This window comes from Afipia broomeae ATCC 49717, from assembly GCF_000314675.2.
Lineage (GTDB): Bacteria > Pseudomonadota > Alphaproteobacteria > Rhizobiales > Xanthobacteraceae > Afipia > Afipia broomeae.
Genome location: NZ_KB375282.1, coordinates 1,565,431 through 1,591,617, shown reverse-complemented (window position 1 = coordinate 1,591,617; position 26,187 = coordinate 1,565,431). Strand labels below are relative to the sequence as shown.

General features: G+C 60.4%; 22 protein-coding genes. 8 read left to right on the top strand and 14 right to left on the bottom strand.

Annotated features, from left to right (window positions below; translation table 11 throughout):
* Positions 1-3: 3 nt before the first annotated feature.
* From HMPREF9695_RS07280 to HMPREF9695_RS07265, 4 genes are all read right to left on the bottom strand, one after another.
* Positions 4-882, bottom strand: a complete 879-nt coding sequence (locus tag HMPREF9695_RS07280; RefSeq protein ID WP_006020183.1) for a transglutaminase family protein — start codon at positions 880-882, stop codon at positions 4-6.
* Positions 879-3,386: a circularly permuted type 2 ATP-grasp protein gene (locus HMPREF9695_RS07275; protein ID WP_006020182.1), complete on the bottom strand. Its 2,508-nt coding sequence runs from the start codon at positions 3,384-3,386 to the stop codon at positions 879-881. The genes HMPREF9695_RS07280 and HMPREF9695_RS07275 overlap by 4 nt, the downstream gene beginning before the upstream one ends.
* A 51-nt stretch (positions 3,387-3,437) precedes the next feature.
* Positions 3,438-6,767, bottom strand: a complete 3,330-nt coding sequence (locus HMPREF9695_RS07270) for a transglutaminase family protein (protein ID WP_006020181.1) — start codon at positions 6,765-6,767, stop codon at positions 3,438-3,440.
* An 83-nt stretch (positions 6,768-6,850) separates the two neighbouring features.
* On the bottom strand, positions 6,851-8,779 hold the full coding sequence (locus HMPREF9695_RS07265) for a sigma 54-interacting transcriptional regulator (protein ID WP_006020180.1): 1,929 nt from the start codon (positions 8,777-8,779) through the stop codon (positions 6,851-6,853).
* Between the two features lie 166 nt (positions 8,780-8,945).
* Here HMPREF9695_RS07265 and HMPREF9695_RS07260 point away from each other — a divergent pair, with 166 nt between their 5' ends.
* From HMPREF9695_RS07260 to cynS, 4 genes are read left to right on the top strand one after another with little or no spacing between them, the layout of a single operon-like run.
* On the top strand, positions 8,946-10,328 hold the full coding sequence (locus HMPREF9695_RS07260; RefSeq protein WP_006020179.1) for a CmpA/NrtA family ABC transporter substrate-binding protein: 1,383 nt from the start codon (positions 8,946-8,948) through the stop codon (positions 10,326-10,328).
* Positions 10,329-10,330: 2 nt separating this feature from the next.
* Positions 10,331-11,170 (top strand): nitrate ABC transporter permease, encoded by an 840-nt coding sequence (ntrB, locus tag HMPREF9695_RS07255; RefSeq protein WP_006020178.1) that lies wholly within the window; start codon positions 10,331-10,333, stop codon positions 11,168-11,170.
* Positions 11,171-11,174: 4 nt separating this feature from the next.
* Positions 11,175-12,089 carry an ABC transporter ATP-binding protein gene (locus HMPREF9695_RS07250; protein WP_006020177.1) on the top strand — a complete coding sequence of 305 codons (915 nt, stop codon included), beginning with the start codon at positions 11,175-11,177 and terminating at the stop codon, positions 12,087-12,089.
* Between the two features lie 26 nt (positions 12,090-12,115).
* Positions 12,116-12,604: a cyanase gene (gene cynS, locus HMPREF9695_RS07245; protein ID WP_006020176.1), complete on the top strand. Its 489-nt coding sequence runs from the start codon at positions 12,116-12,118 to the stop codon at positions 12,602-12,604.
* 1 nt (position 12,605) lies between these two features.
* Here cynS and otnK read toward each other — a convergent pair whose 3' ends face one another.
* Genes otnK through ltnD form a run of 3 tightly spaced genes read right to left on the bottom strand, consistent with a single transcriptional unit; the run spans position 12,606 to position 15,645 of the window.
* Positions 12,606-13,880 (bottom strand): 3-oxo-tetronate kinase, encoded by a 1,275-nt coding sequence (gene otnK / locus HMPREF9695_RS07240; RefSeq protein WP_006020175.1) that lies wholly within the window; start codon positions 13,878-13,880, stop codon positions 12,606-12,608.
* Positions 13,877-14,674 carry a 2-oxo-tetronate isomerase gene (otnI, locus tag HMPREF9695_RS07235; RefSeq protein ID WP_006020174.1) on the bottom strand — a complete coding sequence of 266 codons (798 nt, stop codon included), beginning with the start codon at positions 14,672-14,674 and terminating at the stop codon, positions 13,877-13,879. The genes otnK and otnI overlap by 4 nt, the downstream gene beginning before the upstream one ends.
* A gap of 35 nt (positions 14,675-14,709) precedes the next feature.
* Positions 14,710-15,645, bottom strand: coding sequence for an L-threonate dehydrogenase (gene ltnD / locus HMPREF9695_RS07230; protein ID WP_157223915.1), 936 nt, complete (start codon positions 15,643-15,645; stop codon positions 14,710-14,712).
* Positions 15,646-15,752: 107 nt separating this feature from the next.
* On the opposite strand from ltnD, the gene otnC reads away from it, so the two are divergent.
* The 4 genes from otnC to HMPREF9695_RS07210 all read left to right on the top strand — a co-directional run bounded on the left by otnC (position 15,753) and on the right by HMPREF9695_RS07210 (position 19,846).
* Positions 15,753-16,424, top strand: a complete 672-nt coding sequence (gene otnC, locus HMPREF9695_RS07225; RefSeq protein ID WP_006020172.1) for a 3-oxo-tetronate 4-phosphate decarboxylase — start codon at positions 15,753-15,755, stop codon at positions 16,422-16,424.
* A gap of 116 nt (positions 16,425-16,540) precedes the next feature.
* A complete protein-coding gene (locus tag HMPREF9695_RS07220) occupies positions 16,541-17,896 on the top strand; it encodes an esterase-like activity of phytase family protein (RefSeq protein ID WP_006020171.1) in 1,356 nt (451 codons plus the stop codon).
* Positions 17,897-18,138: 242 nt separating this feature from the next.
* A complete protein-coding gene (locus HMPREF9695_RS07215; RefSeq protein ID WP_006020170.1) occupies positions 18,139-19,416 on the top strand; it encodes a PQQ-dependent sugar dehydrogenase in 1,278 nt (425 codons plus the stop codon).
* A gap of 73 nt (positions 19,417-19,489) precedes the next feature.
* A complete protein-coding gene (locus HMPREF9695_RS07210; protein WP_006020169.1) occupies positions 19,490-19,846 on the top strand; it encodes a c-type cytochrome in 357 nt (118 codons plus the stop codon).
* 18 nt (positions 19,847-19,864) lie between these two features.
* Here HMPREF9695_RS07210 and HMPREF9695_RS07205 read toward each other — a convergent pair whose 3' ends face one another.
* The 7 genes from HMPREF9695_RS07205 to pqqB all read right to left on the bottom strand — a co-directional run bounded on the left by HMPREF9695_RS07205 (position 19,865) and on the right by pqqB (position 26,148).
* Complete coding sequence (locus HMPREF9695_RS07205; protein ID WP_006020168.1) at positions 19,865-20,431, bottom strand: c-type cytochrome; 567 nt, start codon at positions 20,429-20,431, stop codon at positions 19,865-19,867.
* Positions 20,432-20,522: 91 nt separating this feature from the next.
* Positions 20,523-21,854 carry a PQQ-dependent sugar dehydrogenase gene (locus HMPREF9695_RS07200; RefSeq protein WP_006020167.1) on the bottom strand — a complete coding sequence of 444 codons (1,332 nt, stop codon included), beginning with the start codon at positions 21,852-21,854 and terminating at the stop codon, positions 20,523-20,525.
* 126 nt (positions 21,855-21,980) lie between these two features.
* Complete coding sequence (gene pip / locus HMPREF9695_RS07195; protein ID WP_006020166.1) at positions 21,981-22,961, bottom strand: prolyl aminopeptidase; 981 nt, start codon at positions 22,959-22,961, stop codon at positions 21,981-21,983.
* Complete coding sequence (pqqE, locus tag HMPREF9695_RS07190) at positions 22,951-24,153, bottom strand: pyrroloquinoline quinone biosynthesis protein PqqE (protein WP_006020165.1); 1,203 nt, start codon at positions 24,151-24,153, stop codon at positions 22,951-22,953. The genes pip and pqqE overlap by 11 nt, the downstream gene beginning before the upstream one ends.
* Entirely contained in the window at positions 24,150-24,464 is a 315-nt protein-coding gene (gene pqqD, locus HMPREF9695_RS07185; protein WP_006020164.1) for a pyrroloquinoline quinone biosynthesis peptide chaperone PqqD, read from the bottom strand. The genes pqqE and pqqD overlap by 4 nt, the downstream gene beginning before the upstream one ends.
* Positions 24,464-25,228 (bottom strand): pyrroloquinoline-quinone synthase PqqC, encoded by a 765-nt coding sequence (gene pqqC, locus HMPREF9695_RS07180; protein ID WP_041711473.1) that lies wholly within the window; start codon positions 25,226-25,228, stop codon positions 24,464-24,466. The genes pqqD and pqqC overlap by 1 nt, the downstream gene beginning before the upstream one ends.
* On the bottom strand, positions 25,225-26,148 hold the full coding sequence (pqqB, locus tag HMPREF9695_RS07175; RefSeq protein WP_006020162.1) for a pyrroloquinoline quinone biosynthesis protein PqqB: 924 nt from the start codon (positions 26,146-26,148) through the stop codon (positions 25,225-25,227). The genes pqqC and pqqB overlap by 4 nt, the downstream gene beginning before the upstream one ends.
* Positions 26,149-26,187 lie beyond the last annotated feature (39 nt).

The following is a 26,187-nucleotide window of genomic DNA, read 5'->3' as shown; positions in this document are numbered from 1 at the left end:
CGCTTAGGCCGCCGGAATCACATCGACCGCCACGGCCAGCTTCTGCTTGCGCGATCCGACAATAATTCCATCGACAGGCGAGACATCGGTGTAGTCGCGGCCCACCGCGAGAACGACATGATCGTTGCCGATCACCAGATCGTTGGTAGGGTCGAACCCCACCCATCCGATCTCCTCGCCACACCACACCGACACCCAGGCATGCGTCGCGTCCGCGCCCTGTAGCCGCGGACGCCCCGGCGGAGGCGTGGTCCGCAGATAACCGCTGACATAAGCCGCGGGCAGCCCGAGGCCGCGCAGCCCCGCGATCATGATATGTGCGAAATCCTGACAGACCCCTCGCCGCTTCTTGAAGACCTCTAACAGCGGCGTCGATATCTCAGTTGCTTTCGAGTCATAGACAAAGTCACGGTTGATCCGTCGCATTAGTTCAACCGACGAGACGAACGCCTCACCGCCGGCCGGAAAACATTCCGCAGCGTAGGCGGTAATTGTCGGCTGGATCGGCACAAGCGGGCTGGCGAACAAATATCCGACAGGAGAGACCGCTGCGAGGCCGTTCGACGTGAAGGCGGCTTCGCGCACCTGTTCCCAACCGGGAGAGGCCATGTCGCGCGGCAGAGCGGTGCGTGTGACGTCCACGCGCGATCGCGCATCAATACGCAGAACGCGGTGCGCGGTCTCGATCACGATACTTTCAGTACGGATGCCGAAGAAGTCCGTCCTCACCGCACGATCGAGCGGTGTCGGCTTGATCTCGACGTGATGGGAGATCAAATGCTGGCCATCGCCGTTTTTTGGCTCGAGCCTCAGTGAGCAGCGCGCAAAGCTGACCGGGCTCTCATAGGAATACGTGGTGACATGACGAATGTCGTAAATCACGCAAACCCCGTGAGCTTCTCGGGGCGCAACGCGAGACTTCCGTGCGGAAAGTAGTGCGATCCGATCGCATCAGCCAGATTCAGCAGGTCCTGCTCAAGCGAGAACAGGGTCTTTGCATCGAATGACTCTGCCTCCCCCGCGATCATCGCAGCCTGGAGGCTGACAGCACAACGATGCGGCGGATCGATCAGGCCGCCTTCGCGCATGCTCGGCAGGCTCGCGATGTGCTCGTTGAGCGCCGCGATCTGGAACGCCACCGAACGCGGATTGAAGGAATCCAGCACAACCAGGTCGCGCACCGGCGCCAGTACGGGCCCCACCATATAGCGCGAACGATAGGTGATCTGGCAATCGACCAGCGTCAACAGCAGGTCGAGGTCCTCGGCAGTTGCCTTGTCGTCGGCGAACTGACGCGCAAAACGCGCAGTGTTGATGGCCCGCTCGACGCGGCGGCCCATCTCGAGAAAGCGCCAGCCCGCGGCGCGGTTCATGTTCTCTTGCGCAAGACCTGCGAACGTCGCCAGTGATTGCAGGGTCCACTCCGCGGCCTCAAGCAACGCTTCATCGTCTTCGGCCTTTTCCGACAAGCGTTCGACCATGCCGGTGATGACATGCCACGCATCGGGCGAAAGGCGCTCGCGCAATGTAGTGGCGGTGCGTTGCGCGGAACGAACCAGCGACAGCGCAGAGCCGAACTTGTCCTTGGCCTGAAGCGCTTGCGCCGCTGTGGTCGCGAGTTTGGTGCGCGTCGATGGCGAGGTTGCGCCCCACGCGACGAGCAACCGCTGAATGCGTTCGATCACCGGTTGCATCGGCGATGGGCCCTTGCCGGGTTCACGCAATGCGCCGCCGAGCGCACGAACCAGCCGCAGCGTAGCCTCGGCCCGCTCCAGATAACGGCCAAGCCAGAACAGATTGTCTGCCGCGCGGCTTGGCACCCATCCGGCAATGCGCCTGATACGAACGGCATCGCTCGGCGGCAACAACGTGGACGTCGCGACTTCCTTCTCCGATACAACCCAGACGTCGGCGGCGCGTGCGCCCTCGCCCATTGAGACCGCTCGCGCATCAGGCTTCTCGGCGATGCGGCAGAACCCGCCCGGCAGGATGGTCCAGCCTTTCGGCGTGGCGGCGGCGAAAACCCGGAGAACGAACGGGCGTGGAGAGATATGCCCGTTGTCCCAAACCGGCGTCGTGGAGAGGCGTACCATCTCCTGCCCGACATAGTCGATGCCGCGTTTGCCGATAGCATCGACCAACTGCGCGCGCTCATCTTTGGAAAGGGAACTGCCGACAATCGGACCACGGCCCGGGAAACCAGGCACAGACGGTCCGTAAGCACCGTCGATCGCCATGTCATCGAGGCGCGAAAGCACCTCGTCACGGGCGGATTTCTGCCCGCACCACCACGTGGCGATGTGCGGCATCTTCAGGTCTTCGCCGAAGAAGCGCTGGCTCAGGCTCGGCAGGAAACCGAGCAGCGTCCGCGCTTCCATCACGCCGGAGCCGGGCATGTTGGCGACAGCCACGCCGCCCTTTCTGATGACATCGATCAGGCCCGGAACGCCGAGCATGGAACGCGCATCGAGCTCGAGGGGATCGAGAAAATTCGAGTCGACCCGCCGCAGCAGCACGTCAAGGCGCTTCAGGCCGGCCACGGTGCGGACGTGCAGCCGATCCTCGCTCACCGCGAGATCATCACCTTCCACCAGCAGAAAGCCAAGATAACGCGCCAATGTGGCATGTTCCGAATAGGTTTCGCTGGAATTGCCCGGCGTCAGCAGCCCGATGCGCGGTTCGTCGCGATCGGCAATGGCCCGCAGGCTGTCGCGGAACGCCTCAAAGAACGGCGCGACGCGCTCGACATTCATCGACGTGTAGAGGTTCGTCAGTGCGCGCGACAGCACCAGCCGGTTTTCAAGTGCATAACCCGCACCGGACGGCGCCTGCGTGCGGTCGTTCAGCACCCACCAGCGCCCGTCGGGTCCACGGCCGATGTCGGCCGCGTAGAGATTGAGATAATGTCCGCCAGGCGGCGTCACGCCGCAAACCGAGCGCAGATATTCCGCGCTACCGGCGACGGCGGCCGCCGGCAAAGCACCCTCCGCAATCAACCGGCCTTCGCCATACAAATCGCGCAAGATCTGTTCCAAAAGCTCCGCGCGCTGGGCGACGCCTTCCGAAATCTGCTTCCATTCGGCTTCGTCGATCAGCAGCGGCAGATGGCTGAGCGGCCAGGAACGATCCGCAGCGTCACCCGGTGCGCGATATGTGACGCCGGCGTCGCGCATATGCTGATCCGCGGACGCAAAGCGGCGTTCGATCTCGCCCGGCGTGAGCGTGGAGAACGCGTCGAAGAACCGGGTCCATACCTCGCGGGGCTGGCCCTCTGAGTCGAGGAATTCGTCCGGAATTCCGGGCAACGGCGTATAGCCGCGGGTGCAATCCAGAAGATCGCGCTGCGCTGCTCGCGGTGCCTTTTCTCCGCTGTCCGTGTCCGCCATCCGACTCGCTTTCTGCTCTTCGCGACAACTTCGCCGATTATGGCGGCGGCCTCAATGCGGGAGCGGCGTCCGGAGGTCCAGAGTCAGGGGAAATTCGAGGGTCCGTTCCTCGGAAGGCACAGTTATCGGGCCCGGCGTGTGCCCGTGGTCCTGAAAGCGGGCAAGCCGCCTCGCTTCGGCCTCGTAGCTATTGACCGGCTTGGTGTCGTAGCTCCGCCCCCCTGGATGGGCGACATGGTAGACACAGCCGCCCAGCGAGCGGCCATTCCATGTGTCCAGAATGTCGAAAGTCAGCGGGGCGTGAACCGGGATCGTCGGGTGAAGACCCGACGATGGCTGCCATGCCTTGAAGCGTACGCCGGCGACGGCCTCGCCCGCGCGTTCGGTATTCGTCATCGGCAACCGGCGGCCATTGCAGGTGATCACGTGCCGACCCTCGATAAAGCCGTTGACCTTGACCTGCAATCGCTCGACTGACGAGTCGACATAACGCACCGTACCGCCTGCGGAGCTTTCCTCGCCGAGTACATGCCATGGCTCCAAAGCCTGACGTAGTTCAAGCGTCACACCGCCGTGCTGGACGCTCCCGAACACCGGAAACCGAAACTCAAGTTGCGCCTCGAACCACTCCGGCTCGAAATCGTAACCAGCCTGCTTTAAATCCGAGAGCACACCCCTGAAATCCTCCCAGAGGAAATACGGCAGCATGAAGCGATCATGCAGTGTCGTCCCCCAGCGAACGAAGCGGCCATCTTGCGGTTCGCGCCAGAATTTCGCGATCAACGCGCGGATCACAAGCTGCTGCGCAAGGCTCATGCGCGCGTCAGGCGGCATCTCCAGCGCGCGGAATTCGACGAGACCGAGACGCCCTGTGGGGCTGTCGGGTGAGTAAAGTTTGTCGATGCAGATTTCGGCACGATGGGTGTTGCCGGTAATGTCGACCAGCAAATGCCGGAAGGTGCGATCGACCAGCCACAGCGGCACTTTCTCGCCTTTTGGCGGAATGTTAGAGAGCGCGATTTCCAGCTCATAGAGCGCGTCGTGCCGAGCTTCATCGATACGCGGGGCCTGACTGGTCGGTCCGATGAACATCCCGGAAAACAGATAGGACAGCGACGGATGACGCTGCCAATAGAGCACCACGCTCTTGAGCAGATCGGGCCGCCGCAGGAACGGCGAGTCCGCAGGCGTGCCGCCCCCCACAACAACGTGGTTGCCGCCGCCGGTGCCGGTGTGACGGCCGTCGATCAGGAAACGGTTCGCGCCGAGGCGAACATGCGCCGCCTCCTGATAAAGGCTGATGGTCGTATCGACGATTTCGCGCCAGTTCTTCGCCGGATGAATATTGATCTCGATCACACCGGGATCTGGGGTGACCTTGATGACCTCTACGCGCGGATCGTAAGGCGGAGCGTAACCTTCGACATGAACCTGAAGCTTCATGTCCTCTGCGGTTGCCTCCACCACCGCGATCAGTTCGAGATAGTCCTCGAGCTTCTCCACCGGCGGCATGAATGCGCAGAGAATGCCGTCGCGAATCTCAATTGACAGCGCCGTGCGGACACCGCCCTTTCCGCCAGCCTGCTGCTCCTGAATGAACTGGCGCGGCCCGCCATCTGCCAATGCTCCCCCATCGAATACGGGTGGCTGAGCGACCGGCTCGGGCGAAGCAGCCGTAGCATCGAACACCGGCAGCGGTTCGCGCTCTTCCGTCGGGTCCTGCTCAACGATATAGGGATAATCCTCCGGCGGAATCCATTGCAGTGAATTCATCGGCAGCCGCAGACCGAGCGGCGAATCGCCGGGCATCAGAAACAGATTTCCGCGCCGGAGATTCCATTTCTCGCTGCGCCAGCGGCTGGCGGCCTTCGCATTCCAGCGCTGTACCGGCAGCACGAAGCCGCGCGGCACGTTCAGTCCCTGCTGAAACACCTGCGCCATGCGCGAGCGTTCTTCCGGATCGGCGAGTTTTGAATCGCTTGGATCCACATTGCCGGGAAGGCTGTTCTCCTTCAGCAACCAGTGCGCCTGATCCTCATAAGCCGGCAAAACGTAGTCGGCATCGACACCGAGTTTCTCGGCAACACCTGCTGCGAATTTTTCCGCCTGCTCGATCTTCGCAGAGCGTGGCCCTTCCATCGGCGCGATCAGATCGGGATTCCGCCAGATCGGCACGCCGTCCTTGCGCCAGTAGAGCCCGAAAGCCCAGCGTGGCAGGCTTTCACCCGGGTACCACTTACCCTGCCCGTAATGCAGCAGGCCGCCTGGTGCAAAGCGCGTGCGCAAGCGGCGGATGAGATTATCGGCAATGCCGCGCTTGGTCGGGCCGACTGCGGCTGTATTCCACTCGGCGGACTCCAGATCGTCGATCGAGACGAATGTCGGCTCACCGCCCATCGTCAGCCGGACGTCATCGGCCACGAGATCGGCATCCACCTTTTCGCCCAGCGCATCGAGACGCCGCCATGAATCGTCGGAGAATGGCTTGGTGATACGCGGCGCTTCGTTGACGCGCGTCACCTTCATCTCGAAACCGAAATCGACATTGGCAGAACTGACATTGCCGCTGATCGGTGCTGCGGTCCGGTAGTGCGGAGACGCCGCGACGGGGATATGTCCCTCGCCTGTCAGCATGCCCGACGTCACATCGAAACCGATCCACCCGGCGCCGGGCAGATAAACCTCCGCCCACGCATGAAGATCGGTGAAATCAGCCTCGACTTCTCGGGGCCCCTGCAACGGGTCGATGTCAGGGCGCAACTGAATGAGATAGCCGGAGACGAAGCGCGCCGCCAATCCAAGATTGCGTAGCGCCTGAATCAAAAGCCAGGCGGAGTCGCGGCACGAGCCCGCGCCGCTCCGCAACGTCTCTTCAGGCGTCTGAATTCCCGGCTCCATGCGGATGACGTAATTGATCCTGTCGCGCAGCTTCGCGTTGAGTTCGACAAGGAAGTTCACAGTGTTGGTCGGTCCGCGCGGAATGCTCGCAAGATATTCCGCGAGCAACGGCGTGACTGGCTCGGTCTTCAGATAGGGCGCAAGCTCGTCGGCAAGGTCAGCCGGATATTGAAATGGAAACGTTTCCGCGTACGGCTCGACAAAAAAATCGAACGGATTGACCACCGCCATATCGGCGATGAAGTCCACCTCGATCTTGAATTCAAGCGTCGGCTCGGGAAACACGAAGCGCGCTAGCCAGTTCCCTTGCGGATCCTGCTGCCAGTTGACGAAATGCTTCTCGGGCAAAACCTTCAGCGAATAGCTGGAAACCCGTGTGCGCGAATGTGGCGCCGGCCGCAATCGGATGACCTGCGGCCCCAGGCTGACGGGCTGATCGTACCTATAGTGGGTGACGTGATGCAGGGCGACGGCGATGGACACTGCGCAACAACCTCAATGGCTTGTTTTTTGAGCAGAACACCTGGCTGAGCCTCTATCAAGCGCTAACAACGAGCAGGAACTGCCTAACGCATTGGCGAATCGGGGTTTCGTGCCGAAATGCCGAGCGATTTGATGCGCGACGCCAGAGTGGTGGGCTTGATCGCAAGCAGTTCCGCCGCGCCATCCTTGCCAAATACCCTGCCGCCGGACGCCTTCAGCGCAGCCAGGATATTGTTGCGTTCGTGTTCCCGCATTTCGTCGTCGGTCATGATGGCTGGCGGCGCTCCATTTCTGGGACGCCGCGACGCTGCGGGAAGTTCGGCCCCCGCTTGTTGAATCGGTAGGTCAATCCGTAGCCGCCCGTTCTGGGCCAGAATGGCCGCGCGCTCGATCACATTCTGCAATTCGCGGACATTGCCGGGCCAGTCGTATTGCATCAGGCGGCGAACATCGCCTTCCGATAACCGCAGGTCGGATTTCAGCGATTTGCCCTCGCTGCTCAGGAAGTGCTGTGCAAGCAATGGAATGTCTTCACGGCGGTCGCGCAGCGGCACGGTTTCGACCGGAAATACATTTAGCCGGAAATAGAGATCCTCGCGAAAACGCCCCTGCTTCACCTCCTGTTTCAGTTCGCGGTTGGTCGCGGCGATAACACGGACATTGACGGCGCGCGTGCGTTCCTCGCCGACGCGCTCGAAATGCCCTTCCTGCAACACGCGCAGCAGCTTGCCCTGAAGCTCCAGCGGAATTTCTCCGACTTCATCGAGAAACAGCGTCCCGCCATCAGCCAGTTCAAACCGTCCGACGCGATCGCGCAACGCCCCGGTGAACGCTCCGCGGACATGGCCGAAAAATTCACTCTCGAACAGTTCACGCGGAATGGCTGCACAGTTGACCCGGATCAGCGGGCGGTCGCTGCGCTGGCTCGCCTCGTGGATAGCGCGCGCGATCAGTTCCTTGCCGGTCCCGGATTCGCCGGTGATCATTACGGTCGCGTCGGTCGGCGCAACGAGGCTGACCTGCCGCAGCGTCTTCTGCACTGCCGCGGTACGCCCGATAATACCGCGGGGATTCGTCTCGGTGCGGATTTCCTCCTGCAAATAGGCGTTTTCCTGCTCGAGACGCTCGCGCAATTGATCGACTTCCGCGAGCGCCGCGCGAAGCTTTTCGTCCGCCTCGCGGCGCTGGCTGACATCGCGGAACACGATCACCGCACCGACCACCACGCCACGATCGCGGATCGGTGTGGATGTGTACTCGACCCAAACCGGCGTGCCGTCCTTGCGCCAAAACACTTCGTCATTGACCTGATGCACCGCGCCGTCGCGGAACGCGGCGTAGATCGGACAGTCCTCGTGCGGATAATGCCGCCCATCGTGATGGGTATGATGCACGGTGGAATGAATATCGGTGCCGACCAGTTCCTCAGCCGACCAGCCGAGCAGGCGCTCGGCGACCGGATTGACGAACGTGGTCTTACCTTCGGCATTGACGCCGTAGATGCCCTCGCCCGCCGCACGCAGGATCAACTGGTTCTCGCGCTCGATGTCGCGGAAGACGCGCTCGACGCGCTGCCAAGCTGCGATGCCGCCGCGCATGTGATCTTCCGCCGTGACATCGACCAGCCGGCGGCGGCGCTGTTCAAGATCGCTCATCGCCAACAGCACCAGCGGCGTGCCCTCCTGCGGGATCAGCGACCCGGTATACTCCAGCCGCAGTTCGTTTCCCGCTGCGTGACGCGGCGTCAGCGACGTGGTCCAGAACGAGCCCCTGTCGAACACGGCCTGCGTGAAAACGATAAGCGCGGGCAACTGCCCGGCATGCAAGGCGCTGATCTTCATCTGCCGCAGCAGAGCACGGTCGTATCCGAGCAGCGTGCACACGGCAGGGTTGGCATCGACGATGCGATCCCCGTGGGGGTCCAGCAACATCATCGGCTCAGCCGCAAAATCGAACGCCGCGCCCCACAGATCAAGGCTCTTTTCCGGTCCCGACGACAGCGAAACGTCCATGATCCCTCGCTACGAAATATCGTAATTGAACTACGAGTAATCGTGTATCACGAAATCTCGTAACCGACAATGTTACCGCTGCGACGCAGTGACATTGATAAATCGCGCAAAACGGCGGTGGCACGAGGTTTGCGTAACGGATTGAAACGCCCATGCAGGAGGTTTCATGTCCACCTTCGATGATCCGTTCGATCCGAACCGCCGCCTCTCCTCTTTCGGCTGCGCTTGCGGCCGACACACGAGCGAAGCCGAGCACGAAGCCGCGCTCCAGCTCCAGACCGGGGCCCCACACAGCGAGGACCGGCGCTACGAAGGCGTTGTCGCCTCCGCCGTCATGCGCGCGATGTTTCCGCAGGATGCTGCACGCCGCGCATTCCTGAAATCGGTCGGCGCGGCGACCGCCGTCGCCGCCGTCTCGCAGTTCTTCCCCCTGAAGACCGCGACCGAAGTGTTTGCGCAAGGCGCACCGCTCGAGAAGAAGGACCTCAAGGTCGGGTTCATTCCGATCACATGTGCGACGCCGATTATCATGGCGAAGCCGATGGGCTTCTACGAGAAGCAGGGCCTCAATGTCGAAGTGATCAAGACCGCCGGCTGGGCGGTGATCCGCGACAAAACCATCAACAAGGAATACGACGCGGCGCACATGCTCTCGCCGATGCCGATCGCAATTTCAATGGGCGCGGGCTCCAACCCGATTCCCTACACCATGCCCGCCGTCGAGAACATCAACGGTCAGGCCATCACCCTCGCGATCAAGCACAAGGACAAGCGCAACCCGAAGGACTGGAAGGGTTTCAAGTTCGCGGTGCCGTTCGACTACTCGATGCACAATTACCTGCTGCGCTACTACCTGGCGGAGCACGGTATCGATCCCGATACCGACGTTCAGATCCGCGCCGTGCCGCCGCCGGAAATGGTCGCCAATCTTCGCGCCGACAACATCGACGGCTTCCTCGGCCCCGATCCGATGAACCAGCGCGCGGTCTATGACGGCGTCGGCTTCATCCACATCCTTACGAAAGATATCTGGGAGGGCCATCCCTGCTGCGCGTTCGCGGCGTCCAAGGAATTCGTCACCACGATGCCGAATACCTATGCGGCGCTGCTGAAATCGATCATCGATGCAACGGCGTTCGCTCACAAGGCCGAAAACCGCAAGCAGATCGCGGAGGCGATCTCGCCAGCGAACTATCTCAACCAGCCGCCAATCGTGCTCGAGCAAATTCTCACCGGCACCTTTGCCGATGGACTCGGCAACATCGTGACGCAGCCGAACCGCGTCGATTTCGATCCGTTCCCTTGGCAGTCGTTTGCGGTCTGGATCATGACCCAGATGAAGCGCTGGGGACAGATCAAGGGTGACGTCGACTACGCCGGTATCGCAAGCCAGGTCTATCTCGCCACCGATACGGCGAAGCTCATGAAGGAAGTTGGTCTGACGCCCCCGACAACTATCACGAAATCGTTCAGCGTAATGGGTAAGCCTTTCGATCCGGCAAAGCCCGAGGATTACCTCAAGAGCTTCAAGATCAGCAAGGCGAGCTAAGCATGACCTCATCGCTGAAACTTCGCGCGGCCGTGCTGTCGATTGCGATCTTCCTCGCCTTCATCGGCGCGTGGCATCTTGCCACGCGCGGCAGCGGATCGGTCGCCACGATGAGTCCGGAATACGCAAAGCTGATGGGTGTGACAGCGACCCAGGGCAAATCGGCAATGCCGGGCCCACTCGATGTCGGCGCCAAACTCTGGCAGCACATCAAGAGCCCGTTCTACGACAACGGTCCGAACGACAAGGGCCTCGGCATCCAGCTCGGTTATTCGATCGCGCGCGTCCTGCTTGGCTACTTCCTCGCCGTGATTGTGGCAATCCCGCTCGGATTTCTTATCGGCATGTCGCCGCTGATCAGCAAGGCGCTCGATCCTTTCATTCAGGTTCTGAAACCTATCTCTCCCCTCGCCTGGATGCCTCTGGCGCTCTACACCATCAAGGATTCCAATACGTCCGCGATCTTCGTGATCTTCATCTGCGCGATCTGGCCGATGCTGATCAACACCGCATTCGGCGTCTCCGCCGTGCGCAAGGAATGGATCAACGTCGCCCGCACGCTTGAGGTCGGATCGATGCGCCGTGCCTTCACGGTGATCCTTCCGGCAGCCGCGCCGACCATCCTGACCGGCATGCGCATTTCCATCGGCATCGCATGGCTCGTCATCGTCGCCGCGGAAATGCTGGTCGGCGGAACGGGCATTGGCTATTTCGTCTGGAACGAATGGAACAATCTCTCGATCACCAACGTCATCATCGCCATTCTGGTCATCGGCCTGGTTGGAATGATGTTCGACCAGATCCTTGCGCGATTTACGCGCATGGTCACGTTCCCGGAGTGATGTGATGATCGAGAAATTCATCTCTATCGAAGGCATCGCCAAGCACTATCCGGCACCGGATGGCGGGAAGACGACCATCTTCGAGGACCTCTGGCTGTCGATGCCCCGCGGAGAGTTCGGTTGCGTGATCGGCCATTCCGGCTGTGGCAAGACGACCGTTCTCAACATTCTCGCCGGGCTGGACGAACCCTCCGAAGGCACCGTGATCGTCGATGGTCAGGCTATCGAGGGCACCAGCCTCGATCGAGCCGTGATCTTCCAGAGCCATGCCTTGCTGCCGTGGCGCACGGTGATGGGCAACGTCGCCTACGCGGTTTCGTCGAAATGGCGCAAGTGGGACAAGGCGCGCGTTCGTGCCCACGCTCAGAAGTTTATCGACATTGTCGGTCTCACCGGGTCCGAGCACAAAAGGCCCTCAGAGTTGTCCGGCGGCATGAAGCAGCGCGTCGGTATCGCGCGCGCGCTGTCGATCACGCCGAAAATCATGCTGATGGATGAGCCCTTCTCCGCACTCGACGCGCTGACGCGCGGAACGTTGCAGGACGAGGTTCGCCGCATCTGCCTGGAGACCGGCCAGACCGCCTTCATGATCACACACGACGTGGACGAAGCGATCTATCTCGCCGACAAGATCTTCCTGATGACCAACGGCCCCGGTGCGGTGCTTGCGGAGGTTCTGGAAAATCCGCTGCCCAAGGATCGCGGCCGCATCGATCTTCACCGTCATCCGCAATACTACGCCCTGCGCAATCACATCATCGATTTCCTCGTGACGCGCAGCAAAACCTTCGTGGACACCAACAAGGCCCACGATCCTCGCAACGTGCCCATCGTCCGCCCCGGATTCACTGAGCCCGCGATCGTCACGAGCAACACACCTCTCGATAAGCCCGCAGCCGGCCAGACCAGTGCCGCCTGACAGCCCTTCAAAACTGGAGAATTGACATGAAGCGATCCGACCTCACCGAAAAGCTGCTCGACATCAAGCGAGAGAACGGCTGGACCTGGAAGCACATCTGCGAACAGATCGGCGGCCATTCCGACGCGCTGATTGTCGGCGCCATTCTCGGACAGATGAAACTCACCAAGCCACAGGCGGAGAATGCCGCCAAGCTGTTCGGCCTGTCGAAGGCCGAGACCGCGATGATCAACGAAATTCCCATGCGTGGCGACGGCACCCAGATGCCGCCGACCGATCCCCTGATTTATCGTTTCTATGAAATGGTGATGGTGAATGGACCGGCCTGGAAGGCACTGATCGAGGAGGAATTCGGCGACGGCATCATGTCGGCCATCGATTTCGATTTCGCCATGGAACGCGTGGCGAACCCGAAGGGTGACCGCGTCAAGTTCGTGATGACCGGCAAATTCCTTCCGTTCAAGTATTACGGCGCAACCGGCAACAATCTCGAATACGGCTACAAGGAAGCCTGAATCAAGGCATCAGGCGGATGGCGTCGTTGAAGAAATCCGGGCCGCCAAAGTTACCGGACTTCAGCGCCGTCACCGCATCGCCCTCGCTCCAGCCCACGCAGCGGAGCACCGGGACGCCTACGGCAATCTCGGGACCGACCAGAAACGCCGGGATGCCGAGGCGGTCGACCACAGCGCCCGAGGTTTCACCGCCCGCGATCACAAGCCGCCGTACGCCGGCAGCTACCAGACCTTCGCTGATCGCCGCCATCGCCTGCTCGATGGCGTGACCGGCAGCGTCACGGCCATGCCTCGCCTGTAGCGCTGAAACCTGATCGGGCGTCGAACTGCTCGCAATCAGAACCGGCCCTTTGCCAAGATACTCGCGCGACCAGTCAAGCGCGCGCCGGACCTCGGATGATCCTGCCACAATCTTTTCAGGATCGAGCCGCAGCACGGGCATCGATTTCTCCGCATGCGCGATCTGCGCCAGCGTGGCCTGCGAGCAGCTTCCGGCAAGACAAGCGACGGGGCCACCGATCGCCTTTTGATCGGCACTCGCTGAGGCCGCGCTCACCCTGCCCGAAGCGATAAGGCCGCGGGCAAGCCCAAGGCCCATTCCCGACGCACCCACCGACAAACGATGATCGAGCGCAACCTGACCAATGATCTCAAGCTCGGGATCGAACACGGCATCGATGATCGCAGCACCAATGCCCTGTTTGGCAAAATCGATCAGCTTTGCGCGGATCGCTTCGGCGCCCTTTGCGACGGTGGCGAGATCAACCAAACCGACCTTGGATTTACTCTGCCGCGCCAGCACCCGCTCCAGATTGGAGTCATGCATGGGGTTCAGCGGATGATCCTTCAACGGGCTTTCATTCAGCGGCACGCTACCCACGAACAGGTTGCCTTGGTAAACTGTGCGCCCCGTTCCGGGAAACGCGGGCGTCACCAATACGATGGCATCTCCGGAATCAGCGCGCAGCGCGTCCATCACCGGTCCGATGTTACCCGCATCGGTGGAATCGAACGTCGAACATATCTTGAACAGCACATGCGTGGCGCCGCGCGCCCGCAGCCACTTGTCCGCTTCGCGAGAGCGCGCAACCGCCTGAGACGCCTCGATGGAACGGCTCTTCAGCGACACCACCACGGCATCGACATCGGGCAGCGCCAGCGCGTCATCGGGAACGCCGATGGTCTGCACCGTCCGTAGCCCGCAGCGTGTCAGCATGTTGGCAAGATCGGACGCGCCGGTGTAATCGTCCGCGATGCAGCCCAGAGCCAGTGTCACGGGCGCGCTCCGGTCTTGGACTTCGCAGCATAAGGCGCGAACCAGCCGAGGCCTTCGGCCGTTTTTCCTTTCGGCCGGTACTCGCAGCCGACAAAGCCGCCATATCCCAAACGGTCGAGTTCATCAAACAGGAAGGGATAGTTAAGTTCCTCGGCTGACGGCTCGTTGCGCGAAGGAACGCTCGCAATCTGGATGTGGCCGATCATCGGCATCATCTGCCGCAATGCCATGGTGACGTCGCCATGGACGATCTGCCGATGATAGATATCGAACTGCAATTTCAGATTAGGCATTTTCAGATCGTTGATCACGCTCGCAGCGAAGTCGAAATCGTTCAGGAAATATCCCGGCACGTCACGCGGATTGATCGGCTCCAGCATGAGATCGATGTTTTCCTTGGCGAGCGCCTCGGCAGTCCAGGCCACGGAGCGGCGAAACGCATCGACTGCTTTCGGATCGCGGCGATCGGCAATTCCCGCCATCAGATGAAGCCGTTTGACGCCGGTCGCAGCGGCATAAGGCAACGCCTGCTGGACGCTGTTCTGCACGTCGGCAAAGCGATCCGGCAAGGCCGCAAAGCCGCGCTCGCCCTTGCTCCAGTCGCCCGGAAACAAATTGAACAGTGCCTGCGTCAGGTTATTGCCGTGAAGTCGTTGACCGACTTCGTCAGGCGAATGCTCGTAAGGAAAGAGAAACTCCACCGCTGAAAAGCCCGCCTTCGCCGCCGCGTCAAAGCGGTCGAGAAACGGCACTTCGTTGAACATCATGCTTAGATTTGCCGCAAAACGAGGCATTCGATGATTCCGTTTCTTGTAATTACAACTCTGCTTTACTCACCTGGCAGTTTCGTTCCAGTCACACGCGCATACATCCGAGCCACCGAGGCGTCATCGTCGCGGCCCATCCCCGCGGCCGACGTCATCAGGAACATCTGCAATGCCGCCGCCGAGACCGGCACCGGGAATTTCGCGGTTCGCGCCATATCCTGAATGATGCCAAGATCCTTGACGAAAATATCGACGGCGCTGCGCGGCGTGTAGTCGCCGTCCAGCACATGCGGCATACGGTTCTCGAACATCCATGAATTTCCCGCCGACGCCGTGATGACTTCGTAAACCTTGGCGATGTCGAGACCCTGCTTCGCCGCAAAGGCCATCGCCTCGCTGGCCGCTGCGATATGCACGCCTGCCAGAAGCTGGTTGATCATTTTGAACGCCGCGCCCTGCCCTGGTGCATCGCCGAGTTCGTAGAGCTTTGCGGACATCGCATCGAGCGCAGTCCTTGCCTTGGCGAATGCGGCTTTGCTGCCGGAAGCGAGGATCGTCAGTTCACCCTGCGCGGCGCGTTGCGCACCGCCGCTGATCGGCGCATCGAGATAATGCCGTCCGGTTGCCTCAAGCTGTTTCGCCAGCCGCCGCGCGACATCCGGGTCCATCGTCGCGGACGATATAAAAACCGACCCTTTGGGCAAGGTCTCCGCCACACCTTGCGGGCCGAACAGGATCGCCTCGGTCTGCGCGGCGTTCACGACAACACTGACGACCGCATCTGCCTCTCGCCCGGCCTCCGCTGGCGACGCTACGCCCCGGCCACCCTCCGCCGCCAGACGCGCGACCGGTTCCGGCGCGACGTCGCAACCCGCGACATCGAAGCCTGCGCGCTTGAGCGACAGCGCCATGCCAAAGCCCATCGAGCCGAGACCGATGACTCCAACGCGTCCCATTTTTTCGGACATATCTCTCCCTGTTTTTGCCTGTTCGTACATTGGGCGTCGAACGGTTACGGGCTTGGTAGCACGGCCCGCGGCCCGTCCAAAATGGCGTTTGAGCCGTCCCGAAAACCATGAGAAAAGGCGATCCAAGGGGCTCCACAATGACAGAAACACGACTTCGCGATCATATCTGCCAGTTCAGCCGCTCGCTGTTTGAGCGGGGTTTGACCCCCGGATCGTCTGGGAACATTAGCGTCCGCCTCGACGACGGCGGTTGGCTGGTGACGCCGACCAACGCATCACTCGGATTTCTGGATCCTGCTCGAATCTCGCGGCTCAATGGATCGGGGCGCCTGCTGTCGGGCGATGCGCCCACCAAGGAAATCCCGTTGCATGCGGCGCTGTACGAGACGCGGCACAACGCACGGGCCATTGTGCATCTGCATTGCGCCCACTGCGTTGCCGTATCCATGCTACCCGACATTGATCCGAAGGCAGCGTTGCCGCCCCTGACGCCCTATTACGTGATGCGCTGCGGTGCAACAGCGTTACTGCCTTACTACCGTCCCGGTGATGCTGCGGTTGCAGATGCGATCCGGGGACTAGCCGGCAAGTATTCGTGTGTGATGCTATCCAATCACGGGCCGGTGGTCGCGGGCGACACGCTGGAAGCAGCCGTGTTTGCCATGGAAGAGCTTGAAGAGACCGCAAAGCTTTATCTGATGCTGCGCGGCATGAACCCTCGCACGCTCACGCCGGAGCAGGTCGCCGATCTGGTTTCGACATTCCATTCCCCCGCGACGGCAACTGGCGGGAAACAGAGCCCCGGGTAACCCCCGCGACAATACGGCACGGAAAAGACGTGCATCGTTACTGAAGCGTCACGGCCATGTAACGGCACTGACACATAGAACTCCGACAAGCAGCGCATGTCTTGAAGGAGGATTCCATGCGCATTGCTGCTACATTGTCGTTGCTTGCACTGACCGCTCTGCCCGGTTTTGCATCGGCTCAAACGTCCGGTCAGGCCTTCCCTGCAACACTCGCCGGCCACGCCGTGATGCCGGCCGAGTCGTTTATCGAAGCCCCCGCGGATGCTCCCGCGGATCTGAAGGTTTCCGGCAAGTTCACCACCGGCGTCCGCGTTGATGCAGTTGGCACCATTGAGGGCAAATCCTTCGATCGCCCAACCGGTGTCAAATTGCCGTTCAAGGGCCAGCCCCTGCAGGGCCACTCCGGGATCAAGAAAGCCGCCGATGGCACCTTCTGGGTGCTGAGCGACAACGGCTTCGGCAGCAAAGCGAATTCGCCGGACTCGATGCTCTTCCTGAACAACTATCGTATCGACTGGGGCAAGGGGACCGTTGAGCGTGTCTCCACCGTCTTCCTGCGGGACCCGGACAAGAAGGTGCCCTTCCGCATCGCAAACGAGGGTACCGAAACGCGCTACCTGACTGGTTCGGACTTCGACACCGAGAGCTTCCAGCCGATCGGCGACAAGATCTGGATCGGTGACGAATTCGGCCCTTACCTGATCCGCGCCGACCGTACCGGCAAGATCGAAGCCGTGTTCGAGACCGAAATCGACGGCAAACCAGCTCGCTCGCCGGATCATTATGCGATCACCTCGCCGGCCACGCCCACCACGCCAGTTGCATTCAACATCCGCCGCTCGAAGGGTTATGAGGGCATGGCCGCGTCGCCGGATGGAAAATTCCTTTATCCGCTACTCGAAGGCCCGGCCTGGGACGCTGAGAAGAAGGATTGGGAAAAGACTGCTGACGGCAAGGAATACCTGCGCATTCTCGAGTTCGATGTCGGCGCGGGCAAGTGGACCGGCCGTCACTGGAAGTACGTTCTCGAGAGCAACGGCCTCGCGATCGGCGACTTCAACATGATCGATGCGACCACCGCGATGGTGATCGAGCGCGACAACGGCGAAGGCACCGCCGACAAGGCTTGCGAAGGCCCGAAGAAGCCTGACTGCTTCCACGATATCGCCAAGTTCAAGCGCGTCTACAAGATCGAAATGACCGACGCCAATGCCAACGGTCCGGTCCGCAAGATCGGCTATATCGACCTGATGAAAATTGCGGATCCGGACAAGAAGGCGCGCAAGCCGCTGAACGAAGGCGTCCTCACCTTCCCCTTCTGGACCATCGAGAACGTCGATGTCGTGGATCAGACGCACATCATCGTCGGCAACGACAACAATTTGCCGTTCTCCACCAGCCGTGAGCCTAACAAGGCTGATGACAATGAGTTCGTGCTGCTGAATGTCGCGGAATTTCTTAAGGCCCGCTAATTTCAATTACACCCAACATGAAAGGCCGCCCGATAGGGCGGCCTTTTTGTTTCTGCCGTCTACGACCTCAGGAACGCTCGCGTCACGCGTTGCTGAAATCGCAAATCACAATCACGCGATGTAATTTTCATGTTGCGGCGCCAGAATGATTTACGCGCGGCTCGTCTTGCGTCACCGCAAACCTGCGATACGCTCTCGCCCCGTAAAACGTCAAAAAGCCAAACTCCCCGGGAGGATAAATTATGTTTTACGCTTTCAAACATCATGCTCTGAATTCGGTTGCCGCCGCAGCGTTTCTTTGCGCTTCGGCAATTTCGGCGTCGGCTCAATCGCAAAACAACAATCTCGACAAGCTCGGCAACTTTCAGAAAACAGGCGTTACCGAAATACCAACTGTGCCGCAGACAGGCCGAAAGGTCGATGCGATCAAGGCCAATCTCGCCAAGATCAAATTACCACCAGGATTCAAGATCAGCCTCTACGCACTGGTGCCGGACGCACGGCATATTGCCGTCGGACCGCAAGGCGTCGTGACATTCGTCGGCACGCGCAAGAGCAAGGTCTATGCGGTGACCGACCGCGGCAAGGCTGGCTTTGCGGAGGAAGTGAAGGAGTTCGCGCCTTCGGTGAATTTCACCATTCCGAACGGCGTCTGCTTCTCCAAGGATGGCTTCCTCTTCGTTGTCGAACAGAATCGCGTTCTCAATTTCCCGGCGGCAGAATTCTTCTATGAAAGCCCCGACATCGCCGTGGCCGTCGTCGTCCCGCAAGGTGAGTTGATCCCGAAAGAGGACGAAAGCTTCAATCACACCGCGCGGGTCTGCCGCATCGGCCCGGACAACAAGATCTACATCTCGCTCGGGCAGCCGTTCAACGTGCCGGCGAAGAACAAACTCGATGGCTTCGCGAAGAATGGCATTGGCGGGATCATCAGAATGGATCAGGACGGCAAGAACCGCGAGGTTTATGCCGGAGGTATCCGCAACTCCGTCGGCATGGACTTCAATCCGAAGAACAATCAGCTCTGGTTCACGGATAATCAGGTCGACGGGATGGGCGATAACATTCCTCCGGGGGAGCTGAATCGCATTACGCAGCCCGGACAGAATTTCGGCTTCCCCTATTTCGGCGGCGGCAAGGTTCGCACCGTCGAGTACAAGGCCGATACGCCGCCCGCCAACGTGGTCTATCCTGAAGTGGAGATGGACGCCCATGCCGCTGACCTCGGCATGGTGTTCTACAATGGCAAATCGTTCCCCGCGAAATATCGCGGCGGCATCTTCTCGGCCCAGCATGGATCGTGGAATCGGACCGATCCAATTGGAGCGCGCGTGATGTTCACATCGCTCAAGCCTGACGGCAGCGCCGACAAGACCGAGGTCTTCGCCTCCGGCTGGTTGACGCCGGATGGCGAATACACCGGTCGCCCGGTAGACGTCGCAACGCTTCGCGACGGCTCACTTCTGGTGTCGGACGATCTCGCCGGCGCGCTGTATCGTATTACCTACGAAGAGAAGTAAGGCACACGCCGCCTGCCGTGAACCGGCCCTCCGGTTCACGGCAGAGCCGACCCAACAACAAGAAAAGCAGTTCATGCGAACAAAACCAAACAAACACACCGCACCATATCTGGCCTTCCTGCTTGTTCTGCTGACGCTGAACGGGGTGGCCAGCACAGCGCAGGCCGCGGGTGACGCCAAGGCTGGACGAAAGAAGGCCCAAATGTGCTCGGCCTGTCACGGCATCGACGGCATCGCGAAGATTCCGATTGCGCCCAACATTGCGGGTTCGCCCGCGATGTACCTGGAGAAGCAGCTTAAGGCCTTCCGCTCTGAGGAGCGCAAGGAAGAGAATATGAATGTCGTGGCAAAGCCGCTGTCAGACGCCGACATCGCCGACCTCGCGGCCTGGTATTCCGGGATAGCCGTTGAGGTCACTTTGCCAAATTAAGAGATGCGTGACGCGCACCTATCGTACACGCGCGATGTAGTAAGCGAGATCGGCGATCTGCTCGTCGGTGACCGGCTGAAGGACGTCTGCCATGGTCGCATCATAGCCATGGCGGCTGTTGTCCTTGTATTCCCGCATGGTCTTGGCGAGATAATCCTCGCGCTGATTGGCGATGCGCGGGATATTGTCGCGCCCTGCATAATCGGTGTTGTGACAGGTATTGCAGCGGTGCTGCTGTGCCAGTGCCTGTGCCCGCTGCATGCGCGCCGGATCTCCTGAATCATCGGGCGATGAAGGCTTCTTCAATGCCGCAATAAAATCAGAGAACGCGCGCAAATCGTCATCAGTCAGCGGTTTCGCCATTTCGTTCATGATTTCGAAGGTCCGCAGTTTCTCGCGAAACATATAAAGTTGGATCAGCACATACGCCGGCTGCTGTGCACCAAGCGACGGCGTGTTCTCGATTTCTGATTTCCCCGTCTCGCCGTGGCAAGCAAGACAAGGCGCCATGCGTTCCTGCAGCGTCTCGGCCGATGCTCCGGCAGAAGCGACAATCAGGGCGAGAAAAACCAGCAGATGGTGCATCGGACAGTCCAATAAGTGTCATGCCGCTGCTATTGCGGCACGCTTCAGGGGGCCGGAAGCGTTTCCGCTTCCGGCTTTTGATGCTGATGAGTTATCGCGAGGCGGTCTTCTGCTTGCCGTAGGTGATGCGATAGACCGCACCATTCCAGTCGTCGGAGACCAAAAGTGAACCGTCCTTCATCTGCTGTACGTCGACAGGACGGCCGATATACTTGTTGTCTTCAAGGAAGCCTGTGAGGAATGGCTGCATCGATTTAACAGTGCCATCCTTGTTCAGCGTGACAGCGACCACGTCGCCGCCCTCCTTCTTGCTCTTGTTCCACGATCCGTGACGCGCCACGAAAATCGTGTTCTTGTAGTTTTTCGGGAACATGTCGCCGGTATAGAAACGCATACCCAGCGCAGCTGTATGCGGTCCCATCAGGCCGACGGGCGCTGTGAACTCCGAGCAGGCGCGGCCCCATCCGAATTCAGGGTCGGTGAAGTTACCCTGATAGCAGTACGGCGATCCGAAGTGCTCACCAACCTTCTTGACGCGATTAAGTTCGTCTTCCGGAAGATCTTCTGACAGCCAGTCACGTCCGTTGTCGGTGAAGTACAGCTCTTTCGTCGCCGGATTCCAGTCAAAGCCGACTGTGTTGCGCACGCCGAGCGCGACAACCTCAACACCAGAGCCATCGAGATTCATACGGCGAATCTGCGCATGCTTGTCGCTCGGCATGACGTTGTTTCCGGGCTGGCCAATCGGAACATAAAGCTTGTTGTCCGGCCCAATGCCAATGAACTTCCAGCCGTGCGCCTCGTCCTTCGGCAGGTCGTCATAGATCAGCGTGGGCTTCGGCGGATTATCCAGCTTGTCCTCGACATTCTCGATCTTCGATATCTTCGACAGCTCGGCGATGTAGAGCGTACCGTTGTGAAAAGCGAGCCCATTTGGTCGATAAAGACCCGAGGCAAGAATCTTGACGCTGCGCTTTCCATCCTTGCTGGTGATGGCGTAGACCTTGTCGACCAGCCGGCTGCCGACAAACACCGTACCCTTGTCGCCTTCCCGGAGCGAACGCGCATTCGCCATGCCCGATGCGTAAACTTCAATGTTGAACCCGGGCGGCAGTTTCAGCTTGGCCGTCGGCAACTTGTCAGCGGCAGCCGGAATGGGTGGCGGTGCAACCGGCGCCAGCTTGGCGGCCGCCGCATTGTCCGGGCGTCCGATCAAAGGTGAACCGGGCGGCAATGCAGCCGGGACCTGTGCAGTCGCGGCGGGTGCCGGCGACGCAGCCGCTGGAGCAGCCGGTGCAGGCGCTGCTGCCGGGGCTGATGAACTGGAAGCGGCAGGCTGCTGACCGTGAGCACTCAGCGCAAACAAGCCGGCAAAGGCACTCGCGAGCAGCATGCTGCGCGACGTAGATGCTAACTTCGTCATTCATTCCTCCCTGTGAAAAAGGCTCTTATCACGCACCGACTATGGAGCGGTACGCGTGAGCCTTTGGTCGCAGTGTCGGATATTTTCTGTTCGCTTTGCAATTGGAAAAAGCACTTTTGCATCGCGCTAGATGCGCGACAGCTCTTCGATGGCTGCAACGACGGCATCCCTGACACCGGGGTCATAAAGCGAATGCCCCGCAGTCTCGACCGTTCTCAGCTTTGCACCGGGCCATGCCTTGAGCAGCGCGTGGGCTGTTGATGGCGGGCACAGGAGGTCGTAGCGGCCTTGCACGACAATTCCCGGAATGCCCTGCAGGCGTCCGGCATTTTCCAAAAGTTGTCCAGGTTTCATGAAGCAGTTGTTCTGAAAGTAGTGCGCTTCCATAAACGGCGACGACGGAAGACCGCGGGCATCATTCGCCACCGCAGCAAAGTCCAGCCGTGTTTTCGAAGGCTTGTGTTCCGACAGAATACGCTCGGTGTCGTGCCACGCGCGGGACGCCGGTCCATGGATGGCTGGATCGGGATCGAGAATGCGCCGCCAATAGGCGTCGAGCGGCTGGTCGCGCTCGTCTGGCGGCAGCAGGCTGAGAAAATCATCGTTCAGGTCAGGATAGAAGCGCCGCAAGCCGCCGATGAATGTCCATTCCAGCTCATCGCGGGTGCCCAGAAAAGTCGCGCGCAGCACGATGCCGCTGACGCGCGACGGATGCGCCTGCGCATAGGCGAGAGCCAATGTTGCGCCCCACGACCCGCCGACAACCAGCCACCGCTCAAAGCGCAGCGTCGAGCGGATGATTTCCATGTCGGCAATCAAATGCGGCAGCGTGTTATCTTTGCGCGATCCCTTCGGGCGGCTCCTGCCTGCCCCGCGCTGGTCGAACAGCACTGCATGAAAGCGAAGCGGATCGAACAACCGGCGATGGTCAGGCTGGCAACCGCTACCGGGGCCGCCGTGCAAATAGACCACCGGGATGCCGTCGGTGCGGCCAACTGTCTCCACATAAAGTTCGTGGCCCTCGCCCACCGCAAGATGCTGCACCGTCAGCGGCGCAAACCTGTCAGCCTTTTTGGACGAGGCGGTGTCAGCGGCGTCAGGCCCCATGTGGATCTGCCTCGAATGTGCCGCCTGCAAAGTTCCGGTAGATGAACCGGCGGTTGTCTCCGGCCGCCTCTGTCATAGCTGTCTTGAATATCTGCTCGTGAGCCGGCGACAATGCACAGGCCGGATCGGTGTTGCCGGCATTGCCGGTCAGCGCAAATGCCTGACAGCGGCAACCGCCATAATCGATCTCCTTGTACTCGCAGCTCTGACAAGGCTCAGGCATCCAGCCGGTGCCGCGATAGCGATTGAATGCTTCCGAATTCTGCCAGATCCAGGCGATAGAGTGATCACGCACTGATTCAAACGCGAGGCCGGTAATCGTTTCCGCCGCGTGACATGGCAATATCTTGCCCGACGGCGAGATATTGAAGAACTGCCGCCCCCAGCCTCCCATGCATTTCTTTGGACGCAGTGCGTAGTAATCCGGGACGACGTAGTCGATGGCGAGGATACCCTTCAGCCGCACCTCGGCTTCCTCGACGATGCGGGAGGTTTCCTCGATCTGTTGCATCGTCGGCATCAATGCAGCGCGGTTCTTTAGCGCCCAGCCGTAATACTGCACGTTAGCGACTTCCAGCCGATCGGCATCGAGATCGACGGCCATCTGGATAATGTCGGCAAGCTGAAACAGATTTTGGCGATGCATCACAGCGTTGACCGTCAACGGCAGGCCAAGTTCGCGCGTCCAACCCGCAACCTCGATCTTCTTCGCGTGCGCGTCTCTCAATCCTGCGACGCGGTCGGCGGTGCCCCGCTCGCTGCCCTGGAAACTGATCTGCACGTGGCACAGCCCGGCATCGGCCAAAGCAGCCAGCTTGTCCTTCGTCAATAAGACAGCGGAAGTGATGAGGTTCGTATACAGGCCAACATCGGTCGCATGCTGAACGAGTTCGACCAGATCCTTCCGCGCCGTGGGTTCACCGCCGGAAAAATGAATCTGAAGCACGCCGATTGCGGCGAGTTCACTCAGCACGCGCTTCCACTCCTCGGTGGACAGTTCCGCGCTCCCGCGCTCCAACTCCACCGGATTCGAGCAATAGGGACACTGCAGAGGACAGCGGTGTGTCAACTCCGCCAGAACAGCCAGGGGGATGCCGAACGTTTCTGCCTGCGATTTACGCTGTTCCAGCACCGCCAATCCATCCGCCGGATCGGCGTGAACAGGGGAAGCATCGGCGAGCGTCGGGCTCATGATTTCCTATCCTGTGCCTCCGCAAGAAACCCCTTCTCGGCGAGGTCCCGCAGCATGGCTATGACGTCCGCGCCGATCATACCACGATCGGCGGCATACTTGGCAGCGAGCACATCGATGATCTGATCGACAGTTCGAACACCATCGCAGAGTTGCAGGATTTCCACCGCAATCTCGTCCGGCGCGAGCACCCGCTCCGGCACCAGAATGACCCAGACTCGCCGGGCTTCGTCGAACTTGAGCTTGGCGTGCCGGGCCAGCACGGGCCGGCTCCCTTCACTTATGTCGATCCGGCGGCTCCGCAATGCCATCAGGCCTGCTCCGGCACAAAAGCGCCCGGAGGCACGTGGCCATCGACGTACGCGTGATAGAGTGCATCAAGCTGGACCCACAGCACGTTGGTCTTGAAGATCAGCGCATTGCAAACCGCTTCCCTTTCCTGCGGCGTCGCCGTATGGCGCTTGACGAAATCGAGAGCGAAGTTCGCGTCTCGCGGCGCCTGTTCCATCCGCCGCTTGAAATAACTCATGATGTTCGGATTAATGAAATCGTAATGCGCGAGCATTCCCGAAATTCGCTCCTCATGCAGGTTCGGTGCGAATAACTCGGTCAGCGAGGATGCGATCGCCTCCAGCGGAGTCTTGTCGCGGACGAAATGAACGTAGGCATCGACTGCGAAGCGCGTCGCCGGGAGAATACCCTCCGCGGATTCCACATAGGCACTGTCCAGCCCGAGTCCCTCGGTCAACTTCAGCCAGCGCTCGATGCCACCTTCGGTGCCAACATCTCCGTCGTGATCTTCGATGCGGTGCCGCCACTCGAGCCGGATGTTGCGATCGCGGAAACGCGAGATCACCACCGCGTCCTTGATGGGAATGGAACTTTGATAATAGTAGCGATTAAGCGCCCAGGCCTGCACCTGCCCCTTGTTCAGCTTGCCGCCATGCAGCAGCCGGTGAAACGGATGCAGGTTGTGATACCGGGTCGCCCCGATCTGCCGCAGCGCGGCTTCAAGATCATCCGCCGATGCGAGCGGCGTGCCTGCCTTCAATGCGAACACACTCGTTGCGATCAAATGGTGATCTCCATTCCGTCCGAGGGAATCTGCCATCCTGAACTCTCGGCGGCTTTTCGCTCTGCGGAGTCCGGAAACAGAACTGGATTCGAATTGTTGATATGCAGAAATATCTTGCGCGCGATGCCGAGGTCCGCAAGCGCCGCAATGGCGCCGTCCTCACCGGACATCGCCATATGCCCCATGCGCTGGCCGGTTTTTACCGCCAGCCCGGCGGCGATCAATTCATCGTCGCGCCAGAGTGTACCGTCGAAAAAGATTAAAGGAGCGGCCTGAAGCCGCTGCCTGAGATCGGGAGTAAGCCCTGCGCAGGCCGCGAGAAAATAAAGATACTGTCCACTTCTTTTGTCGATTATCCGCAACCCGAGCGTATCGCCGGGCTCATCGCTCTCAGGTTGTGGCGCGCTTTCGAGATACCAGGCGCGCTTACCGGGAACGGCAAACGGCAGGATTTCGAGCCCCGACGGTGACCCGTCCGGAAGCACGGGTTGGAACGCCGTATCAAACTCAATCGGCTGGCGCCGCACCCGCTTCTCGTCGAGCACGTTGAAAATACTGTTCGACTTGAGAACGGAAAGCACGCGCTGATGGGCATAGATCGTGAATGGCCAGCCCTCACGGAGCGACAAAAGCCCGGCAACAGCATCGACCTCGCCGTTGGTCAGGATAACGCCGGCAATCGGGCTATGGCGGAGATGGCCCGTCTTGGGATGAAGCTGTGGCGTCGCGATCACCTGCTGGCGCAGGTCAGGCGAGGCGTTTATCAGAAACCAGTGCTCGCCGTCAGCGCTTACTGCAATCGAGGCCTGGGTCGCCTGCAGTTCAGGCTGCGAGCCGCGGGCCGCGCGGCAAACCTCGCAATTACAATTCCATTGAGGAACACCGCCGCCCGCCGCAGCCCCAAGAACGACGACGCGCATAAATAAGCTCCGCGCTCGATCAATGCGACCGAACTTCAT

What these genes read in the sequence shown, in the direction of transcription:
- HMPREF9695_RS07275 (WP_006020182.1), bottom strand. Translation starts at nt 3,386, where the DNA reads ATGGCGGACACGGACAGCGGAGAAAAGGCACCGCGAGCAGCGCAGCGC.
- cynS (WP_006020176.1), top strand. Translation starts at nt 12,116, where the DNA reads ATGAAGCGATCCGACCTCACCGAAAAGCTGCTCGACATCAAGCGAGAG.
- HMPREF9695_RS07220 (WP_006020171.1), top strand. Translation starts at nt 16,541, where the DNA reads ATGCGCATTGCTGCTACATTGTCGTTGCTTGCACTGACCGCTCTGCCC.
- HMPREF9695_RS07200 (WP_006020167.1), bottom strand. Translation starts at nt 21,854, where the DNA reads ATGACGAAGTTAGCATCTACGTCGCGCAGCATGCTGCTCGCGAGTGCC.
- pqqB (WP_006020162.1), bottom strand. Translation starts at nt 26,148, where the DNA reads ATGCGCGTCGTCGTTCTTGGGGCTGCGGCGGGCGGCGGTGTTCCTCAA.
- pqqE (WP_006020165.1), bottom strand. Translation starts at nt 24,153, where the DNA reads ATGAGCCCGACGCTCGCCGATGCTTCCCCTGTTCACGCCGATCCGGCG.
- otnI (WP_006020174.1), bottom strand. Translation starts at nt 14,674, where the DNA reads ATGCCTCGTTTTGCGGCAAATCTAAGCATGATGTTCAACGAAGTGCCG.
- HMPREF9695_RS07205 (WP_006020168.1), bottom strand. Translation starts at nt 20,431, where the DNA reads ATGCACCATCTGCTGGTTTTTCTCGCCCTGATTGTCGCTTCTGCCGGA.
- HMPREF9695_RS07265 (WP_006020180.1), bottom strand. Translation starts at nt 8,779, where the DNA reads ATGGACGTTTCGCTGTCGTCGGGACCGGAAAAGAGCCTTGATCTGTGG.
- pqqD (WP_006020164.1), bottom strand. Translation starts at nt 24,464, where the DNA reads ATGGCATTGCGGAGCCGCCGGATCGACATAAGTGAAGGGAGCCGGCCC.
- HMPREF9695_RS07215 (WP_006020170.1), top strand. Translation starts at nt 18,139, where the DNA reads ATGTTTTACGCTTTCAAACATCATGCTCTGAATTCGGTTGCCGCCGCA.
- HMPREF9695_RS07250 (WP_006020177.1), top strand. Translation starts at nt 11,175, where the DNA reads ATGATCGAGAAATTCATCTCTATCGAAGGCATCGCCAAGCACTATCCG.
- HMPREF9695_RS07210 (WP_006020169.1), top strand. Translation starts at nt 19,490, where the DNA reads ATGCGAACAAAACCAAACAAACACACCGCACCATATCTGGCCTTCCTG.
- otnC (WP_006020172.1), top strand. Translation starts at nt 15,753, where the DNA reads ATGACAGAAACACGACTTCGCGATCATATCTGCCAGTTCAGCCGCTCG.
- ltnD (WP_157223915.1), bottom strand. Translation starts at nt 15,645, where the DNA reads ATGTACGAACAGGCAAAAACAGGGAGAGATATGTCCGAAAAAATGGGA.
- pip (WP_006020166.1), bottom strand. Translation starts at nt 22,961, where the DNA reads ATGGGGCCTGACGCCGCTGACACCGCCTCGTCCAAAAAGGCTGACAGG.
- ntrB (WP_006020178.1), top strand. Translation starts at nt 10,331, where the DNA reads ATGACCTCATCGCTGAAACTTCGCGCGGCCGTGCTGTCGATTGCGATC.
- HMPREF9695_RS07260 (WP_006020179.1), top strand. Translation starts at nt 8,946, where the DNA reads ATGTCCACCTTCGATGATCCGTTCGATCCGAACCGCCGCCTCTCCTCT.